The 26549-nt window shown below is 60.7% G+C and carries 26 protein-coding genes, 1 pseudogene and 1 riboswitch (1 of these 28 only partly in view); of the genes and pseudogenes, 13 read left to right on the top strand and 14 right to left on the bottom strand.

The annotated features are described in order from the left end of the window. Positions 1–30: 30 nt before the first annotated feature. The 4 genes from spoT to ACTG2B_RS22535 form a co-directional block, all read right to left on the bottom strand. Entirely contained in the window at positions 31–2148 is a 2118-nt protein-coding gene (gene spoT, locus ACTG2B_RS22550; RefSeq protein WP_019446267.1) for a bifunctional GTP diphosphokinase/guanosine-3',5'-bis pyrophosphate 3'-pyrophosphohydrolase, read from the bottom strand. 131 nt (positions 2149–2279) lie between these two features. After that, positions 2280–2555: a DNA-directed RNA polymerase subunit omega gene (gene rpoZ / locus ACTG2B_RS22545; RefSeq protein ID WP_005307060.1), complete on the bottom strand. Its 276-nt coding sequence runs from the start codon at positions 2553–2555 to the stop codon at positions 2280–2282. Between the two features lie 79 nt (positions 2556–2634). Continuing rightward, positions 2635–3261: a guanylate kinase gene (gene gmk / locus ACTG2B_RS22540; RefSeq protein WP_429074394.1), complete on the bottom strand. Its 627-nt coding sequence runs from the start codon at positions 3259–3261 to the stop codon at positions 2635–2637. A gap of 303 nt (positions 3262–3564) precedes the next feature. Beyond that, complete coding sequence (locus ACTG2B_RS22535; RefSeq protein ID WP_439996873.1) at positions 3565–4617, bottom strand: glycosyltransferase family 9 protein; 1053 nt, start codon at positions 4615–4617, stop codon at positions 3565–3567. A 221-nt stretch (positions 4618–4838) separates the two neighbouring features. Here ACTG2B_RS22535 and ACTG2B_RS22530 point away from each other — a divergent pair, with 221 nt between their 5' ends. Beyond that, positions 4839–5552 carry a 3-deoxy-D-manno-octulosonic acid kinase gene (locus ACTG2B_RS22530; protein ID WP_429137676.1) on the top strand — a complete coding sequence of 238 codons (714 nt, stop codon included), beginning with the start codon at positions 4839–4841 and terminating at the stop codon, positions 5550–5552. Between the two features lie 70 nt (positions 5553–5622). Next, positions 5623–6486, top strand: a complete 864-nt coding sequence (locus ACTG2B_RS22525) for a sensor domain-containing diguanylate cyclase (RefSeq protein WP_439996872.1) — start codon at positions 5623–5625, stop codon at positions 6484–6486. A gap of 6 nt (positions 6487–6492) precedes the next feature. Here the strand turns inward: ACTG2B_RS22525 and ACTG2B_RS22520 are convergent. Then, positions 6493–7348: pseudogene (locus ACTG2B_RS22520) on the bottom strand (carboxylate/amino acid/amine transporter). 39 nt (positions 7349–7387) lie between these two features. Between ACTG2B_RS22520 and ACTG2B_RS22515 the strand changes: the two are divergent. After that, the gene (locus ACTG2B_RS22515; RefSeq protein ID WP_216949921.1) at positions 7388–7849 is read left to right on the top strand and encodes a DUF6314 family protein; all 462 of its coding nucleotides are present in this window, start codon (positions 7388–7390) and stop codon (positions 7847–7849) included. A 124-nt stretch (positions 7850–7973) separates the two neighbouring features. Here ACTG2B_RS22515 and ACTG2B_RS22510 read toward each other — a convergent pair whose 3' ends face one another. Together ACTG2B_RS22510 and ACTG2B_RS22505 are read right to left on the bottom strand one after the other, a co-directional pair. Further along, the gene (locus tag ACTG2B_RS22510) at positions 7974–8135 is read right to left on the bottom strand and encodes a hypothetical protein (protein WP_005339236.1); all 162 of its coding nucleotides are present in this window, start codon (positions 8133–8135) and stop codon (positions 7974–7976) included. After that, positions 8120–9019 (bottom strand): DMT family transporter, encoded by a 900-nt coding sequence (locus tag ACTG2B_RS22505; protein WP_005355734.1) that lies wholly within the window; start codon positions 9017–9019, stop codon positions 8120–8122. The genes ACTG2B_RS22510 and ACTG2B_RS22505 overlap by 16 nt, the downstream gene beginning before the upstream one ends. Positions 9020–9110: 91 nt before the next feature. Here ACTG2B_RS22505 and ACTG2B_RS22500 point away from each other — a divergent pair, with 91 nt between their 5' ends. Beyond that, on the top strand, positions 9111–10070 hold the full coding sequence (locus ACTG2B_RS22500) for a LysR substrate-binding domain-containing protein (protein WP_439996871.1): 960 nt from the start codon (positions 9111–9113) through the stop codon (positions 10068–10070). Here the strand turns inward: ACTG2B_RS22500 and trpS are convergent. Beyond that, positions 10049–11062: a tryptophan--tRNA ligase gene (gene trpS / locus ACTG2B_RS22495; protein WP_005355730.1), complete on the bottom strand. Its 1014-nt coding sequence runs from the start codon at positions 11060–11062 to the stop codon at positions 10049–10051. The two genes, ACTG2B_RS22500 and trpS, sit on opposite strands and share 22 nt — an antisense overlap. A gap of 192 nt (positions 11063–11254) precedes the next feature. Further along, complete coding sequence (locus ACTG2B_RS22490) at positions 11255–11692, bottom strand: universal stress protein (protein WP_439996870.1); 438 nt, start codon at positions 11690–11692, stop codon at positions 11255–11257. 490 nt (positions 11693–12182) lie between these two features. Between ACTG2B_RS22490 and fabV the strand changes: the two genes are divergently transcribed. The 6 genes from fabV to ACTG2B_RS22460 all read left to right on the top strand — a co-directional run bounded on the left by fabV (position 12183) and on the right by ACTG2B_RS22460 (position 19155). Next, complete coding sequence (fabV, locus tag ACTG2B_RS22485) at positions 12183–13370, top strand: enoyl-ACP reductase FabV (RefSeq protein WP_201902769.1); 1188 nt, start codon at positions 12183–12185, stop codon at positions 13368–13370. A gap of 92 nt (positions 13371–13462) precedes the next feature. Continuing rightward, the gene (gene ftnA / locus ACTG2B_RS22480) at positions 13463–13987 is read left to right on the top strand and encodes a non-heme ferritin (RefSeq protein WP_005339225.1); all 525 of its coding nucleotides are present in this window, start codon (positions 13463–13465) and stop codon (positions 13985–13987) included. 150 nt (positions 13988–14137) lie between these two features. Then, positions 14138–15322 (top strand): NAD(P)/FAD-dependent oxidoreductase, encoded by a 1185-nt coding sequence (locus ACTG2B_RS22475; RefSeq protein ID WP_005339223.1) that lies wholly within the window; start codon positions 14138–14140, stop codon positions 15320–15322. 81 nt (positions 15323–15403) lie between these two features. Next, entirely contained in the window at positions 15404–17077 is a 1674-nt protein-coding gene (locus ACTG2B_RS22470) for a sensor histidine kinase (RefSeq protein ID WP_005339222.1), read from the top strand. A gap of 46 nt (positions 17078–17123) precedes the next feature. Beyond that, a complete protein-coding gene (locus ACTG2B_RS22465) occupies positions 17124–17855 on the top strand; it encodes a LytR/AlgR family response regulator transcription factor (protein WP_236357985.1) in 732 nt (243 codons plus the stop codon). Between the two features lie 109 nt (positions 17856–17964). Then, entirely contained in the window at positions 17965–19155 is a 1191-nt protein-coding gene (locus ACTG2B_RS22460; RefSeq protein ID WP_005339218.1) for an L-lactate MFS transporter, read from the top strand. A 73-nt stretch (positions 19156–19228) separates the two neighbouring features. On the opposite strand, the gene ACTG2B_RS22455 is transcribed toward ACTG2B_RS22460, so the two are convergent. From ACTG2B_RS22455 to ACTG2B_RS22440, 4 genes are all read right to left on the bottom strand, one after another. Further along, positions 19229–20353 (bottom strand): 5-(carboxyamino)imidazole ribonucleotide synthase, encoded by a 1125-nt coding sequence (locus tag ACTG2B_RS22455; protein ID WP_439996869.1) that lies wholly within the window; start codon positions 20351–20353, stop codon positions 19229–19231. After that, positions 20350–20859 (bottom strand): 5-(carboxyamino)imidazole ribonucleotide mutase, encoded by a 510-nt coding sequence (gene purE / locus ACTG2B_RS22450; RefSeq protein ID WP_047439822.1) that lies wholly within the window; start codon positions 20857–20859, stop codon positions 20350–20352. The genes ACTG2B_RS22455 and purE overlap by 4 nt, the downstream gene beginning before the upstream one ends. Before the next feature lie 63 nt (positions 20860–20922). After that, positions 20923–21225: a P-II family nitrogen regulator gene (locus ACTG2B_RS22445; protein WP_005321666.1), complete on the bottom strand. Its 303-nt coding sequence runs from the start codon at positions 21223–21225 to the stop codon at positions 20923–20925. 4 nt (positions 21226–21229) lie between these two features. Further along, the gene (locus ACTG2B_RS22440) at positions 21230–22156 is read right to left on the bottom strand and encodes a sodium-dependent bicarbonate transport family permease (protein WP_005342109.1); all 927 of its coding nucleotides are present in this window, start codon (positions 22154–22156) and stop codon (positions 21230–21232) included. Between the two features lie 109 nt (positions 22157–22265). On the opposite strand from ACTG2B_RS22440, the gene ACTG2B_RS22435 reads away from it, so the two are divergent. From ACTG2B_RS22435 to murI, 3 genes are all read left to right on the top strand, one after another. After that, the gene (locus tag ACTG2B_RS22435; RefSeq protein WP_064334979.1) at positions 22266–23168 is read left to right on the top strand and encodes a LysR family transcriptional regulator; all 903 of its coding nucleotides are present in this window, start codon (positions 22266–22268) and stop codon (positions 23166–23168) included. A gap of 35 nt (positions 23169–23203) precedes the next feature. Then, positions 23204–23381: riboswitch (cobalamin riboswitch) on the top strand. A 52-nt stretch (positions 23382–23433) separates the two neighbouring features. Continuing rightward, positions 23434–25299, top strand: coding sequence for a TonB-dependent receptor domain-containing protein (locus ACTG2B_RS22430; protein ID WP_429202612.1), 1866 nt, complete (start codon positions 23434–23436; stop codon positions 25297–25299). A gap of 108 nt (positions 25300–25407) precedes the next feature. Continuing rightward, positions 25408–26211 carry a glutamate racemase gene (gene murI, locus ACTG2B_RS22425; protein WP_115545143.1) on the top strand — a complete coding sequence of 268 codons (804 nt, stop codon included), beginning with the start codon at positions 25408–25410 and terminating at the stop codon, positions 26209–26211. A gap of 7 nt (positions 26212–26218) precedes the next feature. On the opposite strand, the gene ACTG2B_RS22420 is transcribed toward murI, so the two are convergent. Next, a protein-coding gene (locus ACTG2B_RS22420) for an RNA recognition motif domain-containing protein (RefSeq protein ID WP_005339200.1) crosses the window boundary here: on the bottom strand, positions 26219–26549 show its 3' portion. 161 nt of this gene lie beyond the right edge of the window; only the last 331 of its 492 coding nucleotides appear in the window; its start codon lies beyond the right edge, outside the window; the stop codon is at positions 26219–26221.

The following is a 26549-nucleotide window of genomic DNA, read 5'->3' as shown; positions in this document are numbered from 1 at the left end:
AGCAGCAGGCGGCTTGCGCCGCCTGTGTGATCAGTTCTTCTGTCGGCTCACCTTGAGCACGTTGGGCATCACGCGGATCTTGCGCATGATGTTGGCCAGATGGATACGGCTCTTGGTGGTGATGAGCAGGCTGACCTGATAGACCCGGCCATCCTTCTCTTCGGTGCTGATGGCGTGAATATTGGCGCCGGTGGCGGCAATCACGTTGGCCAGCTCGGCCAGCGCACCCTGATGGTTGACGATCTCGATGCTGATGCCGGTGCGGAACTCCTGTTCCTGCTCCTTGTCCACTTCCCACTGCACCGGCAGGTACTTGTCCGGCTCCTTGCTGTAGCCCTTGATGTTGCGGCAGGCTTCCTGGTGAATCACCAGACCCTTGCCCGGGCTGATGTGGGCGATAATGGCATCTCCCGGGATCGGACGGCAGCAGTTGGCGAAGGTGACCAGCATGCCGTCGGCACCCTTGATCGGCATCTTCTTGCTGCTGGACTTGGGTTGCTCTTCCGGCGGCAGTTCATCCCCCAGCATGCGGCGCGCCACCATTACGCTCATGGCGTTGCCGAGGCCCACATCGGCCAGCAGTCCCTGCAGATTCTCATGCTTGGTATCGGCGAGCACCTGCTTGATGCGCGGCTCGGGGATGTCTTCGATATTCTTGGCGCCCAGCGCATGGTTGAGCAGGCGGCGACCCAGCACCACCGACTCTTCGGTACGCAGGTTCTTGAGGAACTGGCGGATCTTGGAGCGTGCCTTGGTGGTCACCACGAAGTTGAGCCAGGCCGCGTTGGGGCGAGCCCCCGGCGCCGTGATGATCTCCACCGTCTGGCCCGAGTGCAGCGGGCTGCTGAGCGGGTAGGGGTGGCGGTCGACCCGCGAACCGACGCAGGCGTGGCCGATGTCGGTGTGCACCGTGTAGGCGAAGTCCACCGGCGTGGCGCCAGCGGGCAGCTCCATGATGCGTCCTTCCGGCGTGAACACGTAGATTTCGTCGGGGAAGAGGTCGGTTTTGACCCCTTCGATAAATTCAAAGGAGCTGCCAGCGCTCTGCTGCAATTCCAGCAGGCTCTGCATCCAGCGCTGGGCGCGGATCTGGGCCGTGGTGCCCGAGCTGTCGCCATCCTGCTTGTAGGCCCAGTGGGCGGCGACCCCTTTATCGGCCATCTGATCCATGAATTCGGTGCGGATCTGTACCTCGACAGGTACCCCGTGCGGCCCCACCAGCGAGGTGTGCAGCGACTGGTAGCCGTTGGTCTTGGGGATGGCGATGTAATCCTTGAAGCGGCCGGGGCGCGGCTTGTAGAGGCTGTGCATCTGCCCCAGTACCCGGTAACAGGTATCTATGTCCTTCACCTTGACACGAAAGGCGTAGATATCCATTACCTCATGAAATTGCAGCTCTTTTTTCTCCATCTTGTTGTAGATGGAGAAGAGATTCTTCTCGCGGCCACTGACCTGATGCTCGATCCCCGCCTCCTTCAGGCGACCGCTGATTTCGCTCTGGATGGAGTCGATGATCTCGCGGCGATTGCCACGGGCGCGGCGCACCGATTCGCGCAACACGCGGGATCGCATGGGATAGAGCGCCTCGAAACCCAGCTCTTCCAGCTCGTTCTTCATGGTGTGAATACCGAGGCGGTTGGCGATGGGGGCGAAGATTTCGAGGGTTTCCCGGGCGATGCGGCGGCGTTTGTCAGGGCGCAGGGAGCCCAGGGTGCGCATGTTGTGGGTGCGGTCGGCCAGCTTGATCAGAATGACCCGGATATCCTGGGTCATTGCCATCACCATCTTGCGGAAGTTCTCGGCCTGCGCCTCTTTGCGATCGCGAAATTTCAGCTTGTCGAGCTTGGAGACCCCGGCCACCAGTTCTGCAACCGCATTGCCGAATTGTTCGGCCAGATCGGCCTTGGTGACCGAGGTGTCTTCAATGACGTCGTGCAGCACGGCGGCCATCAGGGTTTCATGATCGAGGCGCATGTCACCCAGGATTCGGGCAACGGCAACGGGGTGGGTGATATAGGGTTCGCCACTGGAACGCATCTGACCCTGGTGGGCATCACGGGCCACCACATAGGCTTGCTTGAGCTTCTCAACCTGCTCTGGCGGCAGGTAGGAACTGGCTATTTCTTTAAGGTTTTCAAATAAATACAAGACAGTCCCCGCAGCGGTGAAACGGCAATTCGTGGAATTGAGGGTATAGCCCTGAGTTTGCGAGGTTTTCGAGCGGTTGTAAATGGGGATGAACAGTCGGCACCCGGGAGGGTGCCAACCGGAGGAATAACTTAACCGCGGCCTTCGGCGATGGCAGCAACGGCAGCCAGCTCGGCGGCTTCCTGCTCTTGCTGTTCGTAGCGGTCCTGGGTGTCCATCACTTGATTGTTCACCAGACCCAGCTCGATCTCACGCAGGGCGATCACAGTCGGCTTGTCGTTCTCTTCGTCGACCAGGGGATCTTTGCCTTGTACCGCGATTTGACGAGCGCGGCGCGCGGCGACCAGCACCAGGTCAAAACGGTTACCTACCTGTTTTACAGCATCTTCTACAGTAACGCGTGCCATGCAGGACTCCAGTGTTTGGGCTTTCTGTATTTAGAAAAGCAGTGTTTAAAAATGACGCAAAAGTTTACTTGTTTTTGGCTTACTCTGCCAGTAGCTGTTGCAGCAAGTTTTTTTGAGCCTGTTGCTGGTGACTCATCTCCAGCCGTTGGCACTCAATAATGGACCTGAGCTGGAACAGCGCCTGCTCGAAGTCTTCATTGATAATGACATAGTCATACTCGTCGTAGTGCACCATTTCGGCAATGGCTTTCGCCATCCGGCCGGCAATCACTTCGGCGCTGTCCTGACCGCGCCCAATCAGGCGGCGCTCCAGCTCTTCGCGGCTGGGGGGCAGGATGAAAATGGATTTGGTCGGCATCTGCTCGCGGATCTGGCGGGCACCTTGCCAGTCGATGTCGAGGAATACGTCGATCCCCTTGGCCAGACAGGCTTCGATGGCGGCGCGGGAGGTGCCGTAGTAGTTGCCGAACACTTCGGCCCACTCCAGAAAATCACCGCGTTCGATCAGTGCCTTGAACTCTTCCACCTGAACGAAGTGGTAGTGTACGCCGTGCTCTTCGCCAGGACGGGTGGCGCGAGTGGTGTGGGAAACCGACAGCTGCATCTTGCCCGCAGCGTTATGTTGGGTCAGCAAGGCATTGAGCAGACTGGATTTACCCGCGCCGCTCGGAGAGGAGATGATATAGAGAGTGCCTTGTTGCGCCATATTATTACCTTTAATCGAAACCGCTGTTTTGGTTGTAGCAGAGACCGCCGTCTTGTGCCCGAAAGGGAGACAGCCAAACGCAAAACGCGGAAAATTCTTGAGTCAGGAGGATGTAAAGGCGGTGAATTTTACCAGAATGCGGCGAATAAAAAAACGGCCGGAATCATATTCCAGCCGATCAAAGTATTCGTAGCTTGCTGCGGGAGCGTAACCCACATCAGCCTGCATTGTGCCTTTGGCTGAGGGCAGAGGCTATCAGGTTATCCCTGCCTGATGGCTCGGAATTCCCGAGGTGCCCTGTCATCACGGCAGCTGACGATCGGCACAGAGCCGATCGAAGGCGGCGATCACCTGCTCGCTGGTGATTTTTCGCATGGCCTCCGGGTCTTTGAGGCGGGTGCGCCAGCTCAATTCGGCTAGCGGCTTGCCGGTCTCCTGCTCGACCAGCTCCTGATAGACGCTGACCACGTAGTCGCGGCAGAGATAGGGGCCGGTGCGTGCCGGATTGTGGTGGGCATAGAGGCCGATCACCGGCGTGCCGACAATGGTGGCCATATGGGTGGGGCCGGTATCGGGTGCCAGTACCAGACTCGCCTCGCCAATCAGTGCCAATAACTGCTTGAGGTTGGTCTGTCCCAACAGATCGACCGGTTTACTCTGGCTTAAGCGCTGGATGTCGGCAGCCAGATCCCGCTCCAGCTTGGCTGGCCCGCCACAGAGATAGACCTGAAAGCCCTTGTTGGTGGCGTGATCCGCCAGCGCGGCATAGCCTGCGGCCGTCCAGTTCTTGAAGGCCTTGCTGGCGGCGGCGCAGATCAGCAGGGTCGGTTTGCCGCCAATCTTCTCCTTTGCCCACGCCTGATGTTCGGCGCTGATGGGCAGTTGCCAGTCCGGGGTCAGATCCTGGATGCCGAGTTCTTTGGCGAAAGCGAGGAAACCGTCCAGCACATGGGGGGAGTCGGGGGATGGCACCTTATGGTTGGTGAACAGCCACTGGCCGTCGTTGGCCCGTTCCCGATCAAACCCGAGTTTGACCTTGGCCTTGATGCCGAGGGTGGCGATGCTGGCCCGCATCGCCGCCTGCAGGTGGAGCAGGGCATCGAATTTGCGCCCCTTGAGGGTCTGCCAGAGATCGCGATAGCCGCGCCACCCCTTGCTCTTGTCGAAGAGGATTACCTCGACGCCGGGCAGATCGGCAAATAGGGTTGCCTCGATTTTGCCGGTGATCCAGGTGATGCGGGTTTGTGGCCACTCCCGCTGGATGACACGCACCAGCGCCAGTGCGTGGCAGCAATCCCCGATGGCGGAGAGCCGCAGGATGCAGATGGAGGAGGGTGGCGTTTTAAATAGCGGCATGATGTGGCGCACGGCTGGCAAAAAGGGTGGATGGCATTATGCAAACTCCCCTCCGGATTGTAAAATTGCGCACTATTGTCAGCCAGTATCCGCGGGGCTTAGCACCACGCCCGATCTCTGCAAGTAGCTGATACAGGTATTTATTGCGGGCATGCCAGAGCGGCAGCCTCATCGCCAATTGAAAAATTGCGATCCATGACCCACCAAGCGGGATCTCCACGATGCGAGTACAGACCGAACACAACCAGATCTGCTGGTATGCCGAAGGGGCCTTTCGCGACCCCTCTCCCCAGTTATTCGATCCTGCCTGGTGGCAGAACAACCGTCAGGTGGTGGGCACCTCCATCGGCCGGGGGGTGACCTGGTTCGTCAAGGATGAGTCTCGCCATCTGGTACTGCGTCACTACTATCGCGGTGGCATGGTGGGCAAGGTAGTGCGGGATCGTTTCTGGTTCGAAGGGGTCGAGTCGAGCCGCGCCATGGCCGAATATACCTTGCTGGCCAAGCTTTGTGATCTGGGGCTGCCGGTGCCGCGTCCGTTTGGTGCCCGCATGGTCAAACAGGGCCCCTTCTACCGCGCCGACATCCTGATCGAGCGGATCCGCGGTGCCAAGGATATGGTGGCGCTGCTCAAGCAGGGGCCGGTGGCGACCGAGGTGTGGCACAAGATAGGTCAGACAGTGCGTCAGCTGCACGATGCCGGGGTCTATCACGCCGATCTCAACAGCCACAACCTGCTGCTCGATAAAGAGGGCAAGGTGTGGGTGATCGATTTTGACAAGGGGGCGATCCGCTCCCCCGGCGAATGGCAGAAGGCCAATCTGGAACGCTTGTTCCGTTCATTCAATAAAGAGTCTCAACTGCATACCAGTTTCCACTTCGTACCGGAGAACTGGCAGACCTTGATGAACGGGTATCAGGGAAAAGCGCTCTGACCCTGTTGCTCGGCGTGAACGCCAATGTTACTTATTGAGCAGGTATTCAGATCCTGTTTCGAGGCGCCCCATGGAAATGCTCAAGACACCTTTGGTCGATGTGACTGCCCGGCTTGATCCGGGTCTGCTGTCTGATGCCATGGCGCTGCTGGAGGCGGGAATCTGGAGCTGGTCAGCCCAACACGGACTGCAGCGTGATCCCTCCTGCCTGCGCCTGTTGGGATTGGGAGAGTGCTGGCCGGATGATCTCGGCTGGCTGGATCGGGTTCATCCCGACGATGTTGCCCTGCTGGAAGATGCCCTGCTCGCCTGCCAGAGCGGCCGCAGCAGCGGTCTGCGCCTCGAATACCGCATTCTGCATCATCACGGTCACTACATCCGGCTGGAAGAGCGGATGCGTCGTGATGAGCGGGGTTATCTGCTGGGGGTTGTCCGTCACCTCGATCCCGCTGCCGTGCTGGTGGAGGAGCGACATGGCACCGATCCGCTGACCGGACTGGAGAGCCGTGGCCGTTTCGAGCAACTGCTTGAAGAGCGGCTGGCGACCGAGAGCGGCACTTTCAGTCTGCTGCAGTTTTCGGTCGATCACATGGCCAAAATCCAGCAATTGTTTGGCGAAGCGGCTTGCGACGCCATGCTGGCCAAGCTGGCGCGTATCGTGCGCCACGAGCTGCGGCGGGAAGATCCCTTCGCCCGCTGGGATGAGGACGGTTTTATCCTGATGCTCTCCCAGACCGAGCGGATGAGTGCGCTGGAGATCGCCGAGCGGCTGCGCCTCGAGATTGCCGATGCCAGCCTGCTGTCACAGCGGCCGGTCACCGTCAGCATCGGGCTGGTGCAGAGTCAGGCTGACGAGCAGCTCGATCATCTGCTGGCCCGGCTGGCCAGCTGTCACAGTCAGGCCAGACGGGAGCACAACACCGTCGTCGGCTGAGTGTGGTCAGGGTTGGCCGCGCTTGTCACGCTGGCAGATCCAGAGCGAGGCCAGCATCAGCAGGCCGCCGATGGTCAGCCGGGTCAGGTCGGTATCCTTGCCCCAGAGCAGCAGATTGACCAGCAAGCCGGCCGGAATGAGCGCATTGTTCATGATGGCCAGCACCCCGCTGGTGACCAGCGTCGCCCCCTTGTTCCAGAGGAAGTAGCCGAGGCCGGAGGCACCCACCCCCAACCAGAGCAGAATGCCCCACTGCAACCCTGACGTTGGGTATTGCGGCTTGCCCAGCAGCCACCAGGCGGGCAATGCGATCACCAGCGCTCCCAGATAGAAGCAGCCGAACACCGCCATTTGCGGCGGTTGCTCCGCCTCCCGTGCCAGCAGTACCTTGTAGCCCACTTGACCCAGGGCGAAACAGAGGTTGGCCCCCTGCACCACCATAAATCCCAACACATAGCTTTCGGTCAGGCCGTCGAAGCGGATGACGGCAGCCCCGAGCACCGCCAACAGGGCGCCCCACAGATAGGTGGGCTTGAAGCGCCCTTCCAGCAGGTCGTGGAGCAGGGTGACGTAGATGGGGGTGAAGATGGTAAAGACCAGCACTTCCGGCACCGTCAGCAGCAGGAAGGAGTGGTAGTAGAAGAGATACATGATGCCGAGCTGGATGGCGCCGAGGGCCATCAGCTTGGCCGCCAGATCGGGGCGCAGCCAGCGGCGGCGCAGGAAGGGCAGAAACACCAGACTGGCGAGGGCGATGCGGGTCAGCACCGAGAAGTAGGCATCCACCTGACCGGCGAGGTAGACCCCGATCAGGCTGAAGGAGAATGACCAGAGCAGGGTGGGCCCCTATCAAGTAGTTCATGTGTTTGATTTATCGTCAGTTGTCAATTTTAAGGGGGCTATGATGGCCGAGATGGAAGCGGCAATCCAGCGTTTATGGGCGCGATTGCCACAGGTCGGAGCATTTTCCTTTACCGCCAGTAATGGCGAGGGGTCGGCGACCGACTGGAATGGTCGGGGCGAGGGGCGTGTGCAGGTGACCGATCATCATGGTGGCTGGCTGTTTAACGAGCAGGGTCGCTACACCACGCCTTATGGAAGGGAACTCGCCATGCACAACCGCTTCTGGTGGCAGCGCAGTGAACGGGGGATCCGTCTCTCCCATCTGCGTTATCAAGCGCCGGTCGAACTGTTCGAGCTGCTGCCACAAGGAGATGGCCGCTGGCTGACCGCCGAGCCCCATCTGTGCGGGGCGGATCACTACAGTGCCGAGTTGACCGAGATCGACGGCGGTTTCTTGCTGAGCTGGCAGATAACTGGGCCGCGCAAGAACGAGCGACTCAGCTATCGCTATCTGATCTGACGCCGGTTGGCAGGCATAAAAAAACCGGCGCAGAGCGCCGGTAGCGGGGGACAAATCGGAGGTTTTTTAAAACAGTCCCAAAAACAGGAGAGATAGACTCTCGTCACACATTCAGAGATGGACTTCAGGCATTCAGGGCATAGCTCAACATGGCTTGCAGCTTGCTATCGAAGAACCAGGGCAGCAGTACCATCAGCAGGCCCAGGATCCCGGCCAGCCGCTGGCGATACTGCCAGCCGGCAATCAGAACCAGACCACCGCAAAGTGTGGTCAGGATGCCTGACATAGGGAGACCTCGCGCTGCATGCGACGCTGTTGCGCCCACTGGTTCATGGCGACCGAGCCGAGGATCAGTGCCAGAGCAACACCTGTGGTGGGGTGGATCTGCTCGCCGAGGAACAGGGCACCCAGCATCACGCCGAACAGCGGCACCAGATAGTTGCTGAAGGAGGCGAACGTCGGGCCGGCCTTCTGGATCAGCGCCATGTAGAGGAAGTAGACCAGACCGGTACAGAGGGTACCCAGCACGGTGATCGCGCTCAGGGCCTGGGTGCTCGGCAGGGTCAGGCTGCTGAGGTCAACCATGAAGGGGGCGACCAGCAGCAACTGGATTGCCGAGGAGATCAGGATATTGCGGGCGACCACGACCGGATGGTCCTTGGCGAAGCGCTTGATCATCAGCAGGCCGATGGCGAAGCAGCTGGCACCCAGCAGGATGGCCATGGCACCGAGCAGACCGGCGTTCATGCCCTGGGAGAGTTTCGGCCAGAACAGGGTGAGTACACCGGCAAAGCCGATGATCACGGAAAGCAGACCGGTTTTGGTGATTCTTTCACCAGAAATAAACAGCGGTGCAGCCAGAATAGTCACAAACGGGATACAACCCATGACCACGGCGGCGATGGCGCTATCCACATACTGTTGGCCCCAGGCGACCATGATGAAGGGGATGGTGGCATCCAGCAGGGCGATCAGCATATAGGTGCGCCACGGAGTGTGCTCACTCTTGAGCCGCATGAACAGGCAGAGCAGACCCAGGGTCAGGCTGCCGCACAGGGCACGACCGGCAGCCACCAGAATGGGGGGCAACTCGGCAACGGCCTGGTGCATGAAAATGAACTGGGAACCCCACAGCAGGCCAATGGCCAGCAATAACAGATAGCTACGCATTTGAATCTCCGATGTATTAAGCCAGCGCATTCTAGGCAATCTGTTACTATGGTAAAAATGAATTGTTGGCATTTAACTATGGCTAATATCGATGGATAGCTCGCTCGCCCGTCTCGACCTCAACCTGCTCGCCGTATTCGACATGCTGATGCAGGAGCGCAACGTCACCCGTGCCGCCGAACGGCTGCATCTCTCCCAATCCACCGTCAGTCACGCCTTGGGGCGGCTGCGGGTGGCGCTGGATGACCCGCTGTTCGTGATGAGTCGGCGCGAGATGATGCCGACCGAGCGAGCCAAGGCGCTGGCCGGTCCGGTGCGCCAGGCGCTGGCGATGCTGGAGCAGGGATTGCGGCAGGCCAAGGGGTTTGATCCCGCTACCGCACGGCGGATTTTCCGTATCGCCACCCCGGGCTCGGTGGAGCACGGGCTGGTGCCGGTGCTGGTGGACAGACTCCATCGGCAGGCCCCTCACTGTCGCCTTGAGGTGTGCGAGCTGGCGGACAGCGACTACGAGCGGGAGTTGGAAAAAGGTGAGCTGGATCTGGTGATCGGTTTCGCCGGGGCGAATCATCTCTCACCCCGTTTGTGGCGGGAGGAGTGGTTCAACAACCCGCTGGTCTGCCTGTCGCCCCTTGGCAGCGAATTGCCCGATGTGCTGACACCGGTCGATCTGGTGAGCCGTCCCCACATCCACACCTCCAGCTGGGGTCACAGTCAGGCGATGGTGGAGCTTTGGCTGGCTCGCTTCGGGGTGGAGCGGGAGTTGGGCGTGCGGTTGCCGAGCTTTATGGCAGTGCCGCCGCTGATGGCGACCGGTCGCTATCTGGTGGTGGTGCCCGAGATGATCGGGCGCCACTTCTGCCGCTACTACCCGCTGCGGATGCACCAGCTCGACCCCGCCATCCCCATCGTCTACCTGATGGCGGGGCACCCGCTCACCGCCCACGACGAGGCGATCGGCTGGTTCAAGAGCATGCTGCACCAGCTGGTGTTCGACCTCTACGGCGACGATGCGCTCGGGACTCCCGCTCAGCGGATGCTGGCGAAGTAGTCGAGCCCCATGGCGCTTTTCACCTCCGCCAATACCTCATCGGTGATGATGCGAGCCTGCTCGGTGCCCTGATAGAGCAGTTCCAGCAGCATCTTCTTGTCGGCGATGGCCGCGGTCCGGCGCTCCCGCATCGGAGCGAGCAGGGTCTGCAGGCAGTCGTTCAGCACCTGCTTGCAGCGCATGTCCCCCAGTCCGCCGCGCCGGTAGTGGGCCTTCATGTCGGCGACCAGCGCCTTGTCGGGGTGGAAAGCATCGAGATAGGCGAACACCGTATTTCCCTCCACCTGACCCGGATCGCTCACCTTGAGGTGGTTGGGGTCGGTATACATGGCGAACACCGCCTGTTTGACCTCTTCCGTCGGCATGCCGAGCTCTATGGTGTTGCCGAGAGACTTGGACATCTTGGCCTTGCCGTCGATGCCGGGCAGGCGGCCAGTGTCGCTCAGGATCGGTTGGCATTCGGTCAGCACCTCTTTGCCTACCAGAGAGTTGAAGCGGCGGACGATCTCGTTGGTCTGCTCCAGCATCGGCAGCTGATCTTCCCCGACCGGCACATGGCTGGCGCGAAAGGCGGTGATGTCGGCGGCCTGACTCACCGGATAGACCAGAAAACCGGCTGGCAGCGTGCGTTCGAACCCTTTTTGCTGGATCTCCGCCTTGACGGTGGGATTGCGCTCCAGCCGGGCAACGCTGACCAGATTGAGGTAGTAACAGGTGAGCTCGGCGAGGGCAGGCAGGGCGCTCTGCAGGCAGAAGGTGGTCTTGGCCGGGTCGAGACCGACCGCCAGATAGTCAGCCATCACCTCCAGCACGTTGTCGGTCACCTTGGCCGGATTGTGGCCGTTGTCGGTCAGCGCCTGCAGGTCGGCGATCATCACGAATTGACGGTAGTGGTGCTGGGCTTCGACGCGCTGGCGCAGGGAGCCGACATAGTGGCCGATGTGCAGTTTGCCGGTGGGACGATCACCAGTCAGGATAACGGGGTTGTGCATGTCACTCTCTCCAGTTGGGTGAGCCGGGAGGCGACAAAGGGATAAAAACAGTTGACCGCCTCTCGGCGGTCACGGTGTTTTCTTTGGGAAATTTACAATAGAAACGCGGTGCCGCCTGTTTAGGAGCAGCACCACCAGTAGTTGTGATTGAATGCGGTCATATTCATAGCAAATCAAACTACGCCGGTTTCATTACTTCTGCAAGGGGACGACCAGCAGATCGCAGGGCACCGTATTCATCAGCTGACGGGCGCTGGAGGTGAGCAGGCTCCAGAAGCTCTGGCGATGGCCGCACACCAGCAGGTCGATCTCGTACTCCTTGACTGCCTGATTGACCCGCTCGCTCAGATCGCCGCAGATCACCAGCTTCTTCTCGATGGGATAGTCCACCGAGGCCAGAAATGCCTCCAGCTTCTCTTTCGCTTCGGCGATCACCTGATCCTGCACGTTGTCGATGTCGATATCGATCATCTCGGTGTAGAGATCCTTGAGGTCCACATCGACATGGATAACCGACAGCTTGGCGCCGTTGGAGAGGGCTCTGTCCACCGCCTTGTCGATCACCTTGCGGTTGTCTTCAGAGAGGTCGATCGCAGCCAGAATATGCTTGTAATAGGTTGTTCCACTCATGGGGGTTCTCCTTACCGATCCTTCAGCCCACTATACCAATCTCTGCTGAAACTAAAATGGTGCCTCAGGCACAGTTTTGGGATTTAAATGAGTTTAATGACGTGCGACACAGGGTCCGCCACTCAGTTATTAACCACTATTTGCCTATAAATTAAACAAGAGTTTGACGCCGGTCACACCCCTCGGCTTGCCGATCAGGGGGGAGAAGCATAGGATGGGCCCGTGCTTCGCAATGAACACAAAACAACAAAAAGCATCTGAATACCGCTTTGGGGAGCCACGTGCTCCCTTTTGTTTTTCTGCCTCATTTCTTGCCGCTTTTCTGACTGATAGCGATCCGGCATCAAGTTAATCTCCTTCGATTTGGTTATGCTGTAGCCAGTTTCTTTGGAGGCCTTCCCATGATCATTCATCCCCAGATTCAGCAGTGGTGTGGCTTTGCCCGCAACGGTCATCCTTCATATCGTCTTGATGTATTGGAGATTCATTCATGATCATTCATCCCCAGATTCAAGGTTGTGTTGCCCGCAACTGTCACCCCATCGGCTGTCGCGCCGCCGTGCAGCAGCAGATCGAACGGATCAAGGCTGCTGGCCCGTTCAACGGCCCCAAGCGGGTGCTGGTGCTGGGTGCCTCCTCCGGTTTTGGACTTGCGTCGCGCATTGCACTCGCCTTTGGTGCCGGTGCCGACACCATCGGCATCTCCTTCGAACGTGGCCCTTCCGACAAAGGATTGGGCAGCGCCGGCTGGTACAACAACATCTGGTTTCGCAAGGAGGCGGAGCAGGAGGGGCGTATCGCCATCAACCTGATCGGTGATGCCTTCTCCGACGGCATGCGCCAGCAGGCCATCGACACCATCCGCCAGCAGCTGGGGCAGGTGGATCTGGTGATCTATTCGCTCGCGAGCGGCATCCGGGTGCTGCCCGACGGCACGCAAGTGCGCTCGGTGCTCAAGACCACCGGCCAACCATTCAGCGGTTGGGGGTTGGATCTGGAGCGCGATACCCTGGTGCAGCAGTCGCTGGCGCCAGCCACGCCGGAGGAGATCCGTGATACCGTCACTGTGATGGGCGGCGAGGATTGGCAGCTCTGGATGCAGGCGTTGCAGCAGGCCGATTGTCTGGCCCCCGGTGCCCAAACCGTCGCTTACTCCTATATCGGCCCCGAATCCACCTATCCCCTCTATCGGGATGGCACCATCGGTTATGCCAAGGAGCATCTGCACGCCACCGCCGAGACCATCAACCTGCAGCTGGCCGAGATTGGTGGCCATGCCTGGGTGTCAGTCTGCAAGGCGCTGGTAACCAAGGCGAGCGCCTATATTCCGGTGTTGCCGGTTTATCTGGGCCTGCTGATGGGGGTAATGAAGGAGCGCGGTGTGCACGAAGGCTGCATCGAGCAGATGCTGCGACTGTTTGCCGCCAAGATGTACGGGGCCAATGGGGTGGTGGCCGATGGTAACCGGCTGATCCGGATGGATGACCACGAGCTCGACCCGGCCATTCAGGCCGCCGTCTCGGCGCTCTGGCCCAAGGTGACGCCGGACAATTTCCACGCGCTGGGGGACTTTGCAGGGCTGCGGCAGGACTTCATGCAACTCAACGGCTTCGAGCTGCCGGGCGTCGATTATGCTGCGCCGGTGGATGTCGCCTCCCTTGGGGAGCTGACCCCCTGAGCTGAAAGAAACGGGATCTCCCTCTCGTTGGCGGGTTGATTCGCGGCGGGAGTGTGGCGACAATCGATACCAAATCACTGAGGAGAAACAAGATGCTGGCCCAAGCCATGATCGAGAAGTTGAACGAGCAGATTAACCTGGAGTTCTACTCCTCCAATCTCTATCTGCAGATGAGCGCCTGGTGCGAAGACAAGGGCTTTGAAGGGGCGGCGACCTTCCTGCGTCAGCACGCGGTCGAGGAGCGCCAGCACATGGAGCGTCTGTTCACCTATGTGAGCGAGACCGGCGCCATGCCAAAACTGGGTGCCATCGATGCCCCTCCCCACGAGTTCAAGTCGCTGGGCGACGTGTTCCGTACCACCCTGGAGCACGAGTACCACATCACCAAGTGCATCAATGGTCTGGCCCACGTAGCCTTCACCACTCAGGACTACTCCACCTTCAACTTCCTGCAGTGGTATGTGGCCGAGCAGCATGAAGAGGAGAAGCTGTTCAAGAGCATCGTCGACCGTCTGGGTCTGGTGGGTGAAGATGGCAAAGGCCTCTACTTCATCGACAAGGAGCTGGCCGAACTGGCCAAGGGTGCCCCGGCCAGCATCATGGACAGCAACGCCTGATAGTCGTGGACACTTAGTGTTCAGCCAGTACAATAACGGCCCTTTTAAGGGCCGTTGTTTATTCTGGTTGGCAGCCACTATGGTTCTGTTCCGCCAGAGGCAATCACGGTTCTGGCCAGGTGCCGTTTCTATTTTGATAAGTGAGTGATGATGAAGCAGGTCGATGTGGTGGTGATCGGGGCCGGTGCGGCCGGATTGATGTGTGCGGCGCAGGCGGGCTACCGTGGCCGCTCCGTGCTGGTGCTCGACAACGCCAAGAAGCCGGGCCGAAAGATCCTCATCAGTGGCGGCGGTCGCTGCAACTTCACCAACCATCAGGCGGGCGCTCACGCCTACCTGTCGGAGAATCCCCACTTCAGCAAGTCGGCGCTGGCTCGCTACACCCAGCAGGACTTTATCGATCTGGTGGATCGCCACGGGGTCAACTATCACGAGCGCACCCTGGGGCAGCTGTTCTGCCTCGAGAGCGCCAAGGAGATCGTCGATGTGCTGCTCACCGAGTGCGACTGGGCCGGGGTGACCCTGCAGTTCCAGACCGAGATCCTCACCGTCAGCAAGCAGGACGAAGGGTTTGTGTTGACCACCAGCAAGGGTGAGATCGGCTGCCACTCGCTGGTGGTGGCGACCGGCGGTCTCTCCATGCCCAAGCTGGGTGCGACCCCTTATGGCTTCAAACTGGCGGAGCAGTTCGGCCTCAAGGTGCTGCCGACCCGCGCAGGGCTGGTGCCCTTTACCCTCCATCAGGCCGAGAAAGAGGCGTTCGCCGATCTCGCGGGCATCAGCCTGCCGGTGGCGGTGACCGCCGAGGATGGCACCCGCTTCAAGGAGGCGATGCTGTTCACCCACCGCGGCCTCTCCGGTCCCGTTATCCTGCAGATCTCCTCCTACTGGCACGCTGGCGAGAAGATCCACATCAACCTGCTGCCGGAGCTGGATATTCCGGCTGCCCTGCGTGAATGGGCGCAGGCGCACCCGGCGCAGGAGCTGAAAACCGTGCTGGGGCGCGAGCTGCCCAAGCGCTTCGTCGACAAGCTGGTGGAGCTGGGTCAGCTGGTCAGCAAGCCGATGCGCCAGTACAACGAGCGGGAACTGGAAGCGGTGGCCAACCTGCTGGGTGACTGGCAGATCCTGCCCAACGGCACCGAGGGGTATCGCACCGCCGAAGTGACCCTGGGTGGCGTCGATACCAACGAGCTCTCCTCCAAGACCATGGAAGCGCGCAAGGTACCGGGCCTCTACTTCATCGGCGAAGTGGTGGATGTGACCGGCTGGCTCGGTGGCTACAACTTCCAGTGGGCCTGGTCCTCCGGCTGGGTGGCCGGTCAGTACTGTTGATGTCACAGGGGCTGGTTTATCCGGCCCCGATTTATTGGTCAGGATTAGGGTGATCGGTCGGGTTGCCGCAAGGGGGCGCAGATGCTTGAGAATCAGATGATGTTGTTGGCGGTGTTCGAGCGGGCAGCGCTGATGCTGATGACCCTCTTCTTCCTGACCCGCACCCGGCCGTTCCAGCGGCTGTTCCAGAAGCGGGATCACACCCCGGCGGAGCTGGTGCTGGTGGCCTCCATCTTCGGCCTGTTTGCTGTGTTCAGTACCTACACCGGCATTCCGGTGGAGGGGGCGCTGATCAACGTGCGGATCATTGCCATTATCTCCGGCGGCATTCTGTTTGGCCCCTGGGTCGGCATTCCGGCCGGGGTCATCTCCGGCCTGCACCGCTACCTCATCGATATGGATGGTCACACCTCCATCCCTTGCCTTATCGCCAGCATCATTGCCGGTCTGCTCGCCACCTGGCTGCACCTGCGCTGCCGCAAGTCGCGGCTCTGGCTCTACGGCATTTTGGCGGGAATGCTCTGTGAAGGGCTGACCATGCTGCTGATCTGGCTGCTGACCGAGCCCCACGAAGTCGGGGTGGAGATCGTCAACCATATCGCCTATCCGATGATCGCCGGGGCGCTCTGCATCGGCCTCATCATCAAGCTGGTGCAGGATCTGGATGACGAGAAGGAGCTGATTGCCGCCAAGCAGGCCAAGCTGGCGCTCGATATTGCCAACAAGACGCTGCCCTTCTTCCAGAACATCGATCGCCACTCCCTCAGTCAGGTGTGCGATGTGATCCGGCGGGATATCAGCGCCGATGCGGTGGCCATCACAGATACCCATGACGTGCTGGCCTATGTCGGGGTGGGCAAGGACTATTACGAGCTGGACGAGCACCACGCCATCAGCGGCATGACCCAGCAGGCGGTGCTGCTCGACCAGATCATCATCAACAACGATCTGCGCCAGTATCACCTCTCCGATTTCCACTCGGTCATCATTATTCCGCTGCGGGAAAACGGCTCGGTGAGCGGCACCCTCAAGATCTACTACCGCCGCACCCACAGCATCACCAGCTCGCTGCGGGAGATGGCGGTGGGCCTCTCCCAGCTCATCTCCACCCAGATGGAGGTGTCGCGCATCGAGCAACTCAAGGAGATGACCCGCAAGGCGGAGTTCACCGCCCTGCAGAGCAAGATCAACCCACACTTCCTGTTCAATGCCCTCAACGCCATCTCATCCTTGATCCGCATTCGCCCCCAGCAGGCGCGCCAGCTGATCGCCAATCTGGCGGATTACCTGCGCTACAACCTCAACAAGGGGGATGAACTCATCGACATTCAGGAGGAGCTGCAGCAGGTGCGCGACTACGTTGCCATCGAGCAGGCCCGCTTTGGCGACAAGCTGGAGGTGGTGTTCGAGGTGGACGATGTGCACATTCAGGTGCCGAGCCTGCTGTTGCAGCCGCTGGTGGAAAACGCCATCCTGCACGGCATCCAGCCCCGCAGCGCGCCGGGTCGGGTCACCATCGAGGTGAAGCAGCTGGCGGGCGGCATCCGGGTATCGGTACGAGACACAGGTTACGGCATCAGTCAGGCGGTGATCGACGGGGTGGCCGCCGGTCGGGTGGAGAGTCGCAGCATCGGCCTGATGAACGTGCATCAGCGGGTCAAGCTGCTCTATGGCGACGGCCTGCACCTCAAGCGGCTGGAGCCGGGTACCGAGGTGAGTTTCTATCTGCCGGATCAGGAGTCGATGCCATGCTGAGTGCCATCATGGTTGAGGATAAGTGTGTGCCGCGAGAGGTGTTGTCATGCTGAAAGCGATCATAGTGGAAGACGAGTATCTGGCTCGCGAAGAGCTGATCTATCTGGTGAACCAGCACAGCCAGATCGAGATCGTGGCGAGCTTTGAGGATGGGCTGGAGGCGTTCAAATACCTGCAAGATCACGAGGTGGACGTGGTGTTTTTGGATATCCAGATCCCCTCCATCGACGGCCTGCTGCTGGCCAAGAACTTGCACAAGTCGAGCCATCCGCCCCACATCGTCTTCGTCACTGCCTACAAGGAGTTTGCGGTGGAGGCGTTCGAGCTGGAGGCGTTCGACTACATCCTCAAGCCCTACAACGAGCCGCGCATCATCAATCTGCTGCAAAAGCTGGAGCAGGCGGGCAAGGCGCAGGCGGGGCAGGGGAGCGAGCCGGGGGCAGCGCAGAGTCGCACCGTCAATCTGGTGAAGGGGGAGCGCATCATCGTCACCCCCTGCGAGCAGATCTACTACGCGGAAGCCGACGAGAAGCTCACTTATGTCTACACCCGCGATGATCGCTACGTGATGACCATGACCATCAGCGAGTTTGTCAGCCGCCTGCCTGCCGAGGGGTTCTTCCGCTGCCACCGCTCCTACTGCGTCAACATCAACAAGATCCGCGAAATTGTCCCCTGGTTTAACAGCACCTACCTCATCCGGCTCCATGATCTGCCGTTCGAGGTGCCGGTCAGTCGCAGCAACATCAAGGCGTTCCGTCAGCTGATGCGGCTCTGATTGTCATTCATTCCCGCCGATCTGCATTTCATGCCTTAATCGATCGGCACGAGCTGCATCTTGCCTATAGTGGCCTCAATTTCCTTAAGGCCATCGACCGAGACGCATCATGACCATCGATCTGAATCGCACCCGGTACCTGACACTGATCGGTACCATCATCACCCAGTTCGCACTGGGTTCCGTCTACACCTGGAGCCTGTTCAACGCCCAGCTCTCCGACAAGCTGGACGAGCCGGTGAGTCAGGTCGCTTTCGCTTTCGGCCTGCTCAGCCTGTCGCTGGCAGTTGCCTCCTCCATGGCGGGCAAGCTGCAGGAGCGGTTCGGGGTGCGTAACGTGACCCTGGGTGCTGGCGTGCTGCTCGGCATCGGCTTCTTCCTCACCGCTCACGCCAGCAATCTGGCGATGCTCTACCTCTGCGCGGGCATTCTGGTTGGTTTTGCCGACGGTACCGGCTACCTGATGACCCTCTCCAACTGCGTGAAATGGTTCCCGGAGCGCAAGGGGCTCATCTCCGCCTGCTCCATCGGGGCCTATGGTCTCGGCAGTCTCGGTTTCAAATACATCAACCTGCTGCTGCTCTCCAGCTCCGGCCTTGAGACCACCTTCCAGCTGTGGGGCTTGATTGCGATGTCCATGGTGCTGGTGGGCGGCATGCTGATGAAGGATGCGCCCAAGCAGGCCGCCTCCGTGCAGCAGAGCGAGAGCCGTGACTTCACCCTGGCCGAGGCGATGCGCAAGCCGCAGTACTGGATGCTGGCGCTGATGTTCCTCACCGCCTGCATGAGCGGCCTCTACGTCATCGGCGTGGCCAAGGATATCGGCGAGAAGATGGTGGGTCTGCCTGCCGTGGTCGCCGCCAATGCCGTCGCCATCATCGCCATGGCCAACCTGGGTGGCCGTCTGGTGCTGGGTATCCTCTCTGACAAAATGTCCCGTATCCGGGTCATCACCATCGCCCAGCTGATTACCCTGGCGGGCATGGCGCTGCTGCTGTTCGTGCCGCTCAACGCCAACCTGTTCTTTGTGGCGGTTGCCTGTGTGGCCTTCAGCTTCGGTGGCACCATCACCGTCTACCCCTCGCTGGTGAGCGACTTCTTCGGTCTCAACAACCTGACCAAGAACTACGGCGTCATCTATCTGGGCTTTGGTCTGGGCAGCATCATCGGCTCCATCGTGGCTTCCCTGTTTGGTGGCTTTATGGCGACCTTCCACCTGATCCTGGTGTTGCTGGTGGTGGCGCTGGTGCTCTCCCTCACCATCCGCCTGCCGGCACCGGTAGCGGTGGAGCGGGCCTGATAAGCCTCCCTGCCATAGCAAGCAAAAACAGAGACCCGGGCCATGCCCGGGTCTTTGCATTTCCGATGGTCGATCAGCGCGGCGCTAGCCCCAGCAGCTGGCGGGCCTTGCGGCAGCTTTCCTCCACCGTTGACCAGTCGTCACCGGTTACCGTGATATGGCCCATCTTGCGGCCGGGGCGGGGTTCGCCCTTGCCATAGAGGTGCAGATGCAGGCCGGGCAGCGTCAGCAGGGTAGCCCAGTCGGGCGTGCCGTTTTGCCAGAGATCCCCCAGCAGGTTGATTAACAGGGCGGGGCGTACGGCGATCTGCTCCGGCAGCGGCAGATCGCACAGGGCCCGCACCTGCAACTCGAACTGGCTGCATGCGGCGTTGTCGAGGCTGGGGTGACCCGAGTTGTGGGGGCGGGGCGCCAGCTCGTTGACCAGCAGGCGGCCTTCCACCAGAAAGAACTCCACCGTCAGCACCCCGACGTAATCGAGGGCTGCGATCAGCCGCTCGGCTATTGCTTTGGCTTCGCTCTCCAGCACCGGCACATTGGCCGGGGAGCGGGTCTGATCGAGAATGCCACCGCTGTGCCAGTTCTGCACCAGCGGCAGGGCGCTGATGGCGCAGCTCGGGCTGCGGGCCAGGGTCAGGGCAAACTCCCCCTCCAGCGCCAGCCGTTGTTCCAGCACGCAGGGCACAGCACTGGCTGCCAGCGCGCTCGCCAGCTCATCCAGATCGCTCACTTGCCACTGCCCCTTGCCGTCGTACCCTTCGCGGGCCGTTTTGAGAATGGCAGGCAAGAGTTCGCTGGCATGTGCGGGGATGGGCGCTTCCGGCAATAGCGCCAGAGAGAGGGCTACCGGGATGTCAGCACCGCGCAGAAAGGCTTTCTCCTCGCGGCGATCCTGACAGACCCGCACAGCGCTGGCGGCCGGGCGCACCGGCTTTTGTTTTTCGAGCAGCGCGAGGGTGGCGGCGGGCACGTTCTCGAACTCGCAGGTAATGGCTTCGCAGCGGCTGGCCAACTCGACCAGTGCCCCAGTGTCGTCATAGGGGGCGACAATATGGTGATCGGCGGCGGCACCGGCGATGCTGGCCGGGTCGGGATCCAGCACCACCACCTTGTAGCCGAGGCGGTGGGCGGCCATCACAAAGTAGCGGCCAAGCTGACCGCCCCCCAGCATGCCGAGGGTGGCGGGGGGCAGGATCATGTCGGCTCCTCCAGCGTGAGGGCAAGCACCCGGTCGCGCTCGTGGGTGCGGAAGTCGTCGAGCTGCTGCCGGTAGCGGGGGGCGTCGCCGTCTTGTGCAACGGAGAGCAGAGAGACCGCAAACAGGGCGGCGTTGGCAGCCCCCGCTTCGCCGATGGCGAAGGTGGCGACCGGCACCCCCTTGGGCATCTGCACGATGGAGAGCAGGGAGTCCATCCCCTTGAGATGGCGTGATGGGATAGGCACCCCCAGCACCGGAAGAGTGGTCTTGGCGGCGACCATGCCCGGCAGATGGGCGGCGCCACCGGCCCCGGCGATGATGGCGCGCAAGCCGCGCTCGCGGGCTGTGGCGGCATACTCGAACAGCAGATCCGGGGTGCGATGGGCCGAGACTACCTGCGCCTCGTAGGGCACGCCGTGCTCCTTGAGGATGCGGGCGGCAGCCTGCAGCACTGGCCAGTCGGAGTCGGAGCCCATTACCAGGCCGATCAGGGGAGGGGTGTTCATTTTCTCTGAATCCTTGATGTTAAACGTTTGCTTTCGGTGAACAAAAAGAGCCGGCAAGCCGGCTCAGAATTTTTCAGGTCGCACGATTTCGACCGGCTGCAGAAAGGCGATCATGGCGTAATCGGGGTAGTAGCGACTCTGCAGGTGGGCCAGCAGCCGCTCCGCCTGCTCCCGGCTGCAGATCGCCTCCAGCCGGATGTTGCCGCTCTCGCTCCAGCTGGCGTTGCGCTCACCATGATCGCCCCGACCGCGGGCATCTGTGATGGTGTAGCCGCGCAGCCCCTCACGGGTGAGGGTGCGCAGCAGGGTCGGCTCCAGATTGGCTTCCGTGATGACGGTCAGCAGGGTGCGGGTCTCGGTCTGCATGTGGCTACTCCGTGAAGTGGCGGGCCCAGCTGTGGTAGAGCGGGATCCCCAGCATGATGTTGAACGGGAAGGTGACCCCCAGCACTGCGCTGAGGGATAGCCCCGGGTTGGCCTGAGGCACGGCGATACGCATGGTGGCCGGCACGGCAATATAGGAGGCGCTGGCCGCCAGGGTAGCCAGCAGGGTCAGGCCGCCGAGAGATAGCCCCATCAGCTGGCCAGCTGCCAGCCCCAGTCCCGCTGAAGCGAGCGGCATCAACAGGGCGAAGCCGAGCAGGAACAGGCCGTGGCGGCGCAGATCCTGACACTGACGGGCGACAATGAGGCCCATCTCCAGCAGGAACAGCGCCAGCGCACCTTTGAACAGGTCGACAAACAGCGGTTTGAGCGGAGCAATTCCATCCGGCCCGGCCAGATAGCCGATGGCCATGCCGCCCAGCAGCAGGGTCACCCCTTTGCCGAGGAAGGTCTCGTGGGCCAGCATGCGCCAGCGGGTCTCGCGGCTGATGCCCCGGGCCAGCACTATGCCCACCAGAATGGCGGGGATCTCCATCACCGCCAGGAAGATGGAGAGCTGGGATTCAAAGCTGATGCCCCGCTCGGTGAGCCAGTTCACCCCGACCGCAAAGGTGGCGACGCTGACCGAACCGTAGTGGGCGGCGGTGGCGGCGGCATCGACCCGGTTCATCTTGAGGCGTAGCACGGCAAAGCCGAGCAGGGTCTGCACCACGCCGAGCAGGATCACCAGCGCCAGTTGTGGCAGCAGAGGTTGCAGGGATTGTTGGGCCAGACCGACGCCGCCCTTGAGGCCGATGGCCAGCAGCAGAAAGAGGGAGAGGGTGTCGTAGAGGGCAGGAGGCAGTTTGAGCTCGGAGCGCACCAGACCGGCCAGCAGACCAAACAGAAAGAAGAGTACAACAACGTCCAGCATGATGGTTCGCAGGGCAGTTCAGATAATGGTTGCATGCTAGAGCCCGCAATGTTTCGATAAAATCAGATTCTCGCTGATGGTTGTTCGGTAAAAACTGATTGGGGACGGCATGCTCAACTACAAACAGCTCTACTACTTCTGGCATGTGGCACGCAGCGGCAGCGTGACGCAGGCCGCCGAACAGCTGCATCTCACGCCGCAGACCATCAGCGGTCAGGTTGCAGAGCTGGAGCAGTCCCTCGGGGTGGCGCTGTTCAACCGGGTGGGGCGGCGTCTGGTGCTGACCGCCGCCGGACGGCAGGCGCAGGAGCAGGCGGGGGCGATTTTCTCGCTCGGCGCCGAGCTGGAGCACACCCTGCGCCACGCCAGTCAAGAGCTGACAATGCAGGTGGGGATCGCCGATTCGGTACCCCGTACTCTGGCGTTCGAGCTGCTGGCCCCCGCCATGGCGCTGGCAACGCCGCTGCGGCTGGTGTGTCACGAGGAGCGGGCCGAGCAGCTGTTCAGTGAACTGGCCCGCCACAAGCTGGATATGGTGCTGATCGATCGCCCGCTTCCCCCCGACAGTGGCGTGCGCGGCTACAACCACGAGCTGGGGCGCAGCCCGCTGGCGTTGTTTGCCAGCCCGGAGCTGGCGGCGCGGGCGCGGGATGGCTTTCCCGCCTCGCTGGAGGGGTTGCCGTTGCTTATTCCCGGAGAGAAATCGGCTACCCACGATCGGCTGCTGGCCTGGTATCGCCAGCAGGGCATTCATCCCCATCTGGTGGGGCAGTTTGATGACTCCACTCTGATGAAGTCGTTCGGCAAGGCGGGGATGGGGATCTTCCCGGCGCCGCTGGCGATGGCTGACGAAATTGGTCGCCTCTACGGGGTGGAGCGAATTGCGACCCTCACCGACGTTACCCTCTCTTATTATCTGGTCTCGGCAGGGCGCCATCTCTCCCACCCCGGGGTACAGGCGGTGATGGAGGGGGCTCAGCAGCGGCTGGCGGCGCTGGCTGGCAAGAAATAGAAATCTGGATGGCTATACATCCAGCTTGGCTCTGCCTATAATCCTCCCGCTTTGGCGCATCATGCTTAATAGGGAATCCGGTGAGAATCCGGAGCTGGCGCGCAGCGGTAAGGGGGAACGAAGCGACATCAGGGCACTGCCATCAGGCGGGAAGCCGTCGCCGTAGGCTATCAGCCCCCGAGCCCGAAGACCTGCCAGAGTTCGTATTTCGGGCCGAGAGAAACCGGCCACGAAGTAGATACTTACGCGAACTTAAGGATCTCTCATGTCGAAGAAATTTCTGGCGGCTGCCCTGTTGCCGACGGCGGCGTTTGCCCAGCAGCTGACCATTCCCGTCAATCCCACCATGGTGGTGACCGCTACCCGCGTCGCCCAACCTGCCTCCAGCGTGCTTGCCCCGGTCAATGTGGTGACCCGGGACGAGATCGATCGCCTGCAAGCCCAGACCGTGACCGATGTGGTCAAGACCCTGCCCGGTGTGGAAGTGGTCAGCAATGGTGGCCGCGGCCAGCTCAGCTCGCTGCGGGTGCGTGGTGGCACCTCTTCCCAGACGCTGGTGCTGGTGGATGGGGTGCGCAGTGCCTCCCTGACCGCCGGGATGACCGAACTGAACAATCTGCCACTCAATCAGGTCGAGCGGATCGAGTATATCCGCGGCCCGCGCGCCACCATCTACGGCTCCGACGCCATCGGCGGGGTGATCAACATCATTACCCGTCCCGACAAGGGGACAAATCAGCACAAGTTCAATATCGGTGCTGGTTCCCATCAACAGCGTCAGGCCGCTTTCAGTAGTGCCAGCCAGGTAGGTGAGGCGGGTCAGCTCAAGGTGGCTGGCGGTTTTGATGATGAAGAGGGTTACAACGTACACCCCTTGCCCGGCATCAACGATGGTGACCGTCACGGGCATCAGGGCTACAACGCCATGCTGGACTACCAGCAGGCGCTCGGCAGCAATTGGGATCTGTTCGGTACAACCCGCTGGTTCCGCAATGTCGCCCAGTACGACCGCTCTTCTGCGGCTTCCGCCTGGGGGCCTGCCACTCATCAGCGCAACGAGACCTGGACTGAAAACCAGAGCTATCAGCTGGGGTCGCGCTATCACGATGATCGCTATCTGAGTGAGTTGCGTGGCGCCTTCTCCAAACAGGATGCGTACGACTATCAGGACAACAGTGGCCGCGATCAGGCCAATAACCGGACCTACACCCGCCAGTACAGCCTGAACTGGGTCAACAGCTTGAAATTGAACGAGAGCTGGACGCTGGGAGGCGGGGCCGATTGGCAGAGTGATCGACTGGATGATCGCTCCCTCTCTTCTGGTGTGACTTACCCAGCCGATGCCAAAGAGCGCGACAACACCGGCCTCTATGCCCTTGCCCAGTTCGACAACCATACCTGGCAGGCCGAGCTGAGCGGCCGTAGCGATGACAACGAACAGTATGGCCGCCACAATACCTGGCAGACCGGCGCTGGCTGGCGCTTTGCGGAGGATTACCGCCTGAGTGCCCGTTACGGTACCGGTTTCCGCGCCCCGACCTTTAACGATCTCTACTATCCAGGTTCTGGCAATCCCAACCTGAAGCCGGAAGAGTCGAAGAGCAGCGAGCTGATGCTTGACGGTCAAACTGCGGGTGTCGAGTGGCGTATGACCGGTTATCGCAATGATTTCGAGCAGATGATCCAGTGGGCCCCTAATGGTAATGGTGGGTCATCACCACAAAACGTTGGTAAGGCTCGCATTGAAGGGGTCGAGCTGGAAGGGGAGTTTGATACCGGCTGGTTGAGTCATCGGGTCTCTGCCGAGTACAAGGATCCCAAAGACAAGGTGACCGATAAACAGTTGCAGCTGATCTCCCGCAAAGGGGCCAAGTGGATTACGCAGGCGCAGTGGCAGCAGTTTGACGGCTCGTTGAGCTGGATCTATCAGGGGGAGCGCTATGGCAATGTGGCCAATACCACCGAACTGGGTGGTTACAGCCTCTGGAATCTGGCCGTTGGCTACAAGGTGACGCCGGCACTCAAGGTATCGGGCAAGATCAACAACCTGCTGGGTAAGGAGTATCAGACGGCGGTGGGTTACCCTGCCGATGAGCGCGCTTACTACGTGACAATGGATTACTCACTCTAAGCCGGACCCGGCCAAGCGGAAAAATCAGGGGCCCTGCCATTGGCAGGGCCTTTTCTATTGGCTGCAGGCGGGAGTATGATCGCCGCCTTGCACCAAAGGGGAGCTCAAGTGGCCAATATTCTCGTGTTCGACTCCGGTATGGGTGGCTTGACCATCTACCGCGAGATCCGCCGCGTTCTGCCGGCTCACAACTATTTCTACTGCTTCGACAACGCCCACTTCCCCTATGGTGAATTGAGCGAGCCCGCCCTGATTGCTGCCTGCACCCGCTTGGTGACCACCATGGTGGCCCGTCATCATATCGATCTGGTGGTGATTGCCTGCAACACGGCCAGCACCATAGCGCTGCCAGCCCTGCGTGAGGCACTGGATATTCCCGTGGTGGGGGTGGTGCCAGCCATCAAGCCCGCTGCTGCGCAGACTCGCAACGGTTGTATCGGTCTGCTTGCTACGCCGGGCACCGTCAGCCGCGACTATACCCATGAACTGATCGCCCAGTTTGCTCCCGGCAAGCAGGTGCTGCTCAAGGGCACCACCGAGCTGGTCATAGAAGCCGAACACAAGCTGGCGGGCCTACCGGTCAATATGGCACTACTGCACGAGGTATTGGCCGATTGGCTGGAGGGGGAAGAAAAGCCGGATACGCTGGTGCTTGGTTGCACTCACTTCCCGCTACTCAATGAAGAGATTGGGCAACTGATGCCGCAATGTCAGCTTATTGACTCGGGCAGTGCCGTTGCCAAACGGGTGGCCTGGTTGCTGAACAATTGCGGGCATGCCATCGTGCAGCCTGTACATATAGAAGAGGTAATTGCCAGGGCTTACTGTACCCGGCTGGATGGGGAGGCTCAAAAACTGACAGCCCCCTTGCAAGCATGGGGGCTGTCATCACTGGAAGAGGTGAAGTACTGACGAGCGGTTAGGCGTCAGTTTCGCTACCTTCTCTTTCCTCTTTATCACGTTTGTCATTCGCTTCACGCACCTTGAGGGTGCGCTGCTGATACTCTTTGTCATTCAAAGCGGCAATCGCCTTGGCGGCATCGGCGGCGGGCATCTCCACGAAACCGAAACCTCTGCGCTTGCCGGTTGCCTTGTCCTTCATCAACCGCACGGAAATGACCTGGCCCTGTTCGGCAAACAACTCGCGCACTGCGATCTCATTGGCGCGATAGGGCAGGTTGCCTACATATAAGGTGCAAGTCTCCTGATTGGCGATCGACTCGGCGACATTGGCCGGGGTCCGCTTCAGG

Origin of the sequence: Aeromonas sp. 30P (assembly GCF_051919805.1) — a bacterium.
Lineage (GTDB): Bacteria > Pseudomonadota > Gammaproteobacteria > Enterobacterales > Aeromonadaceae > Aeromonas > Aeromonas veronii.
Note: the sequence above shows the minus strand (reverse complement) of the source record. Positions and strands in the feature narration are given on the sequence as shown.

Coding starts and splice junctions, on each gene's coding strand:
- rpoZ (WP_005307060.1), bottom strand. CDS start 2,555: ATGGCACGCGTTACTGTAGAAGATGCTGTAAAACAGGTAGGTAACCGT.
- gmk (WP_429074394.1), bottom strand. CDS start 3,261: ATGGCGCAACAAGGCACTCTCTATATCATCTCCTCTCCGAGCGGCGCG.
- ACTG2B_RS22535 (WP_439996873.1), bottom strand. CDS start 4,617: ATGCCGCTATTTAAAACGCCACCCTCCTCCATCTGCATCCTGCGGCTC.
- ACTG2B_RS22530 (WP_429137676.1), top strand. CDS start 4,839: ATGCGAGTACAGACCGAACACAACCAGATCTGCTGGTATGCCGAAGGG.
- ACTG2B_RS22525 (WP_439996872.1), top strand. CDS start 5,623: ATGGAAATGCTCAAGACACCTTTGGTCGATGTGACTGCCCGGCTTGAT.
- ACTG2B_RS22515 (WP_216949921.1), top strand. CDS start 7,388: ATGATGGCCGAGATGGAAGCGGCAATCCAGCGTTTATGGGCGCGATTG.
- ACTG2B_RS22510 (WP_005339236.1), bottom strand. CDS start 8,135: ATGTCAGGCATCCTGACCACACTTTGCGGTGGTCTGGTTCTGATTGCC.
- ACTG2B_RS22505 (WP_005355734.1), bottom strand. CDS start 9,019: ATGCGTAGCTATCTGTTATTGCTGGCCATTGGCCTGCTGTGGGGTTCC.
- ACTG2B_RS22500 (WP_439996871.1), top strand. CDS start 9,111: ATGGATAGCTCGCTCGCCCGTCTCGACCTCAACCTGCTCGCCGTATTC.
- trpS (WP_005355730.1), bottom strand. CDS start 11,062: ATGCACAACCCCGTTATCCTGACTGGTGATCGTCCCACCGGCAAACTG.
- ACTG2B_RS22490 (WP_439996870.1), bottom strand. CDS start 11,692: ATGAGTGGAACAACCTATTACAAGCATATTCTGGCTGCGATCGACCTC.
- fabV (WP_201902769.1), top strand. CDS start 12,183: ATGATCATTCATCCCCAGATTCAAGGTTGTGTTGCCCGCAACTGTCAC.
- ftnA (WP_005339225.1), top strand. CDS start 13,463: ATGCTGGCCCAAGCCATGATCGAGAAGTTGAACGAGCAGATTAACCTG.
- ACTG2B_RS22475 (WP_005339223.1), top strand. CDS start 14,138: ATGAAGCAGGTCGATGTGGTGGTGATCGGGGCCGGTGCGGCCGGATTG.
- ACTG2B_RS22470 (WP_005339222.1), top strand. CDS start 15,404: ATGCTTGAGAATCAGATGATGTTGTTGGCGGTGTTCGAGCGGGCAGCG.
- ACTG2B_RS22465 (WP_236357985.1), top strand. CDS start 17,124: ATGCTGAAAGCGATCATAGTGGAAGACGAGTATCTGGCTCGCGAAGAG.
- ACTG2B_RS22460 (WP_005339218.1), top strand. CDS start 17,965: ATGACCATCGATCTGAATCGCACCCGGTACCTGACACTGATCGGTACC.
- ACTG2B_RS22455 (WP_439996869.1), bottom strand. CDS start 20,353: ATGATCCTGCCCCCCGCCACCCTCGGCATGCTGGGGGGCGGTCAGCTT.
- purE (WP_047439822.1), bottom strand. CDS start 20,859: ATGAACACCCCTCCCCTGATCGGCCTGGTAATGGGCTCCGACTCCGAC.
- ACTG2B_RS22445 (WP_005321666.1), bottom strand. CDS start 21,225: ATGCAGACCGAGACCCGCACCCTGCTGACCGTCATCACGGAAGCCAAT.
- ACTG2B_RS22440 (WP_005342109.1), bottom strand. CDS start 22,156: ATGCTGGACGTTGTTGTACTCTTCTTTCTGTTTGGTCTGCTGGCCGGT.
- ACTG2B_RS22435 (WP_064334979.1), top strand. CDS start 22,266: ATGCTCAACTACAAACAGCTCTACTACTTCTGGCATGTGGCACGCAGC.
- ACTG2B_RS22430 (WP_429202612.1), top strand. CDS start 23,434: ATGTCGAAGAAATTTCTGGCGGCTGCCCTGTTGCCGACGGCGGCGTTT.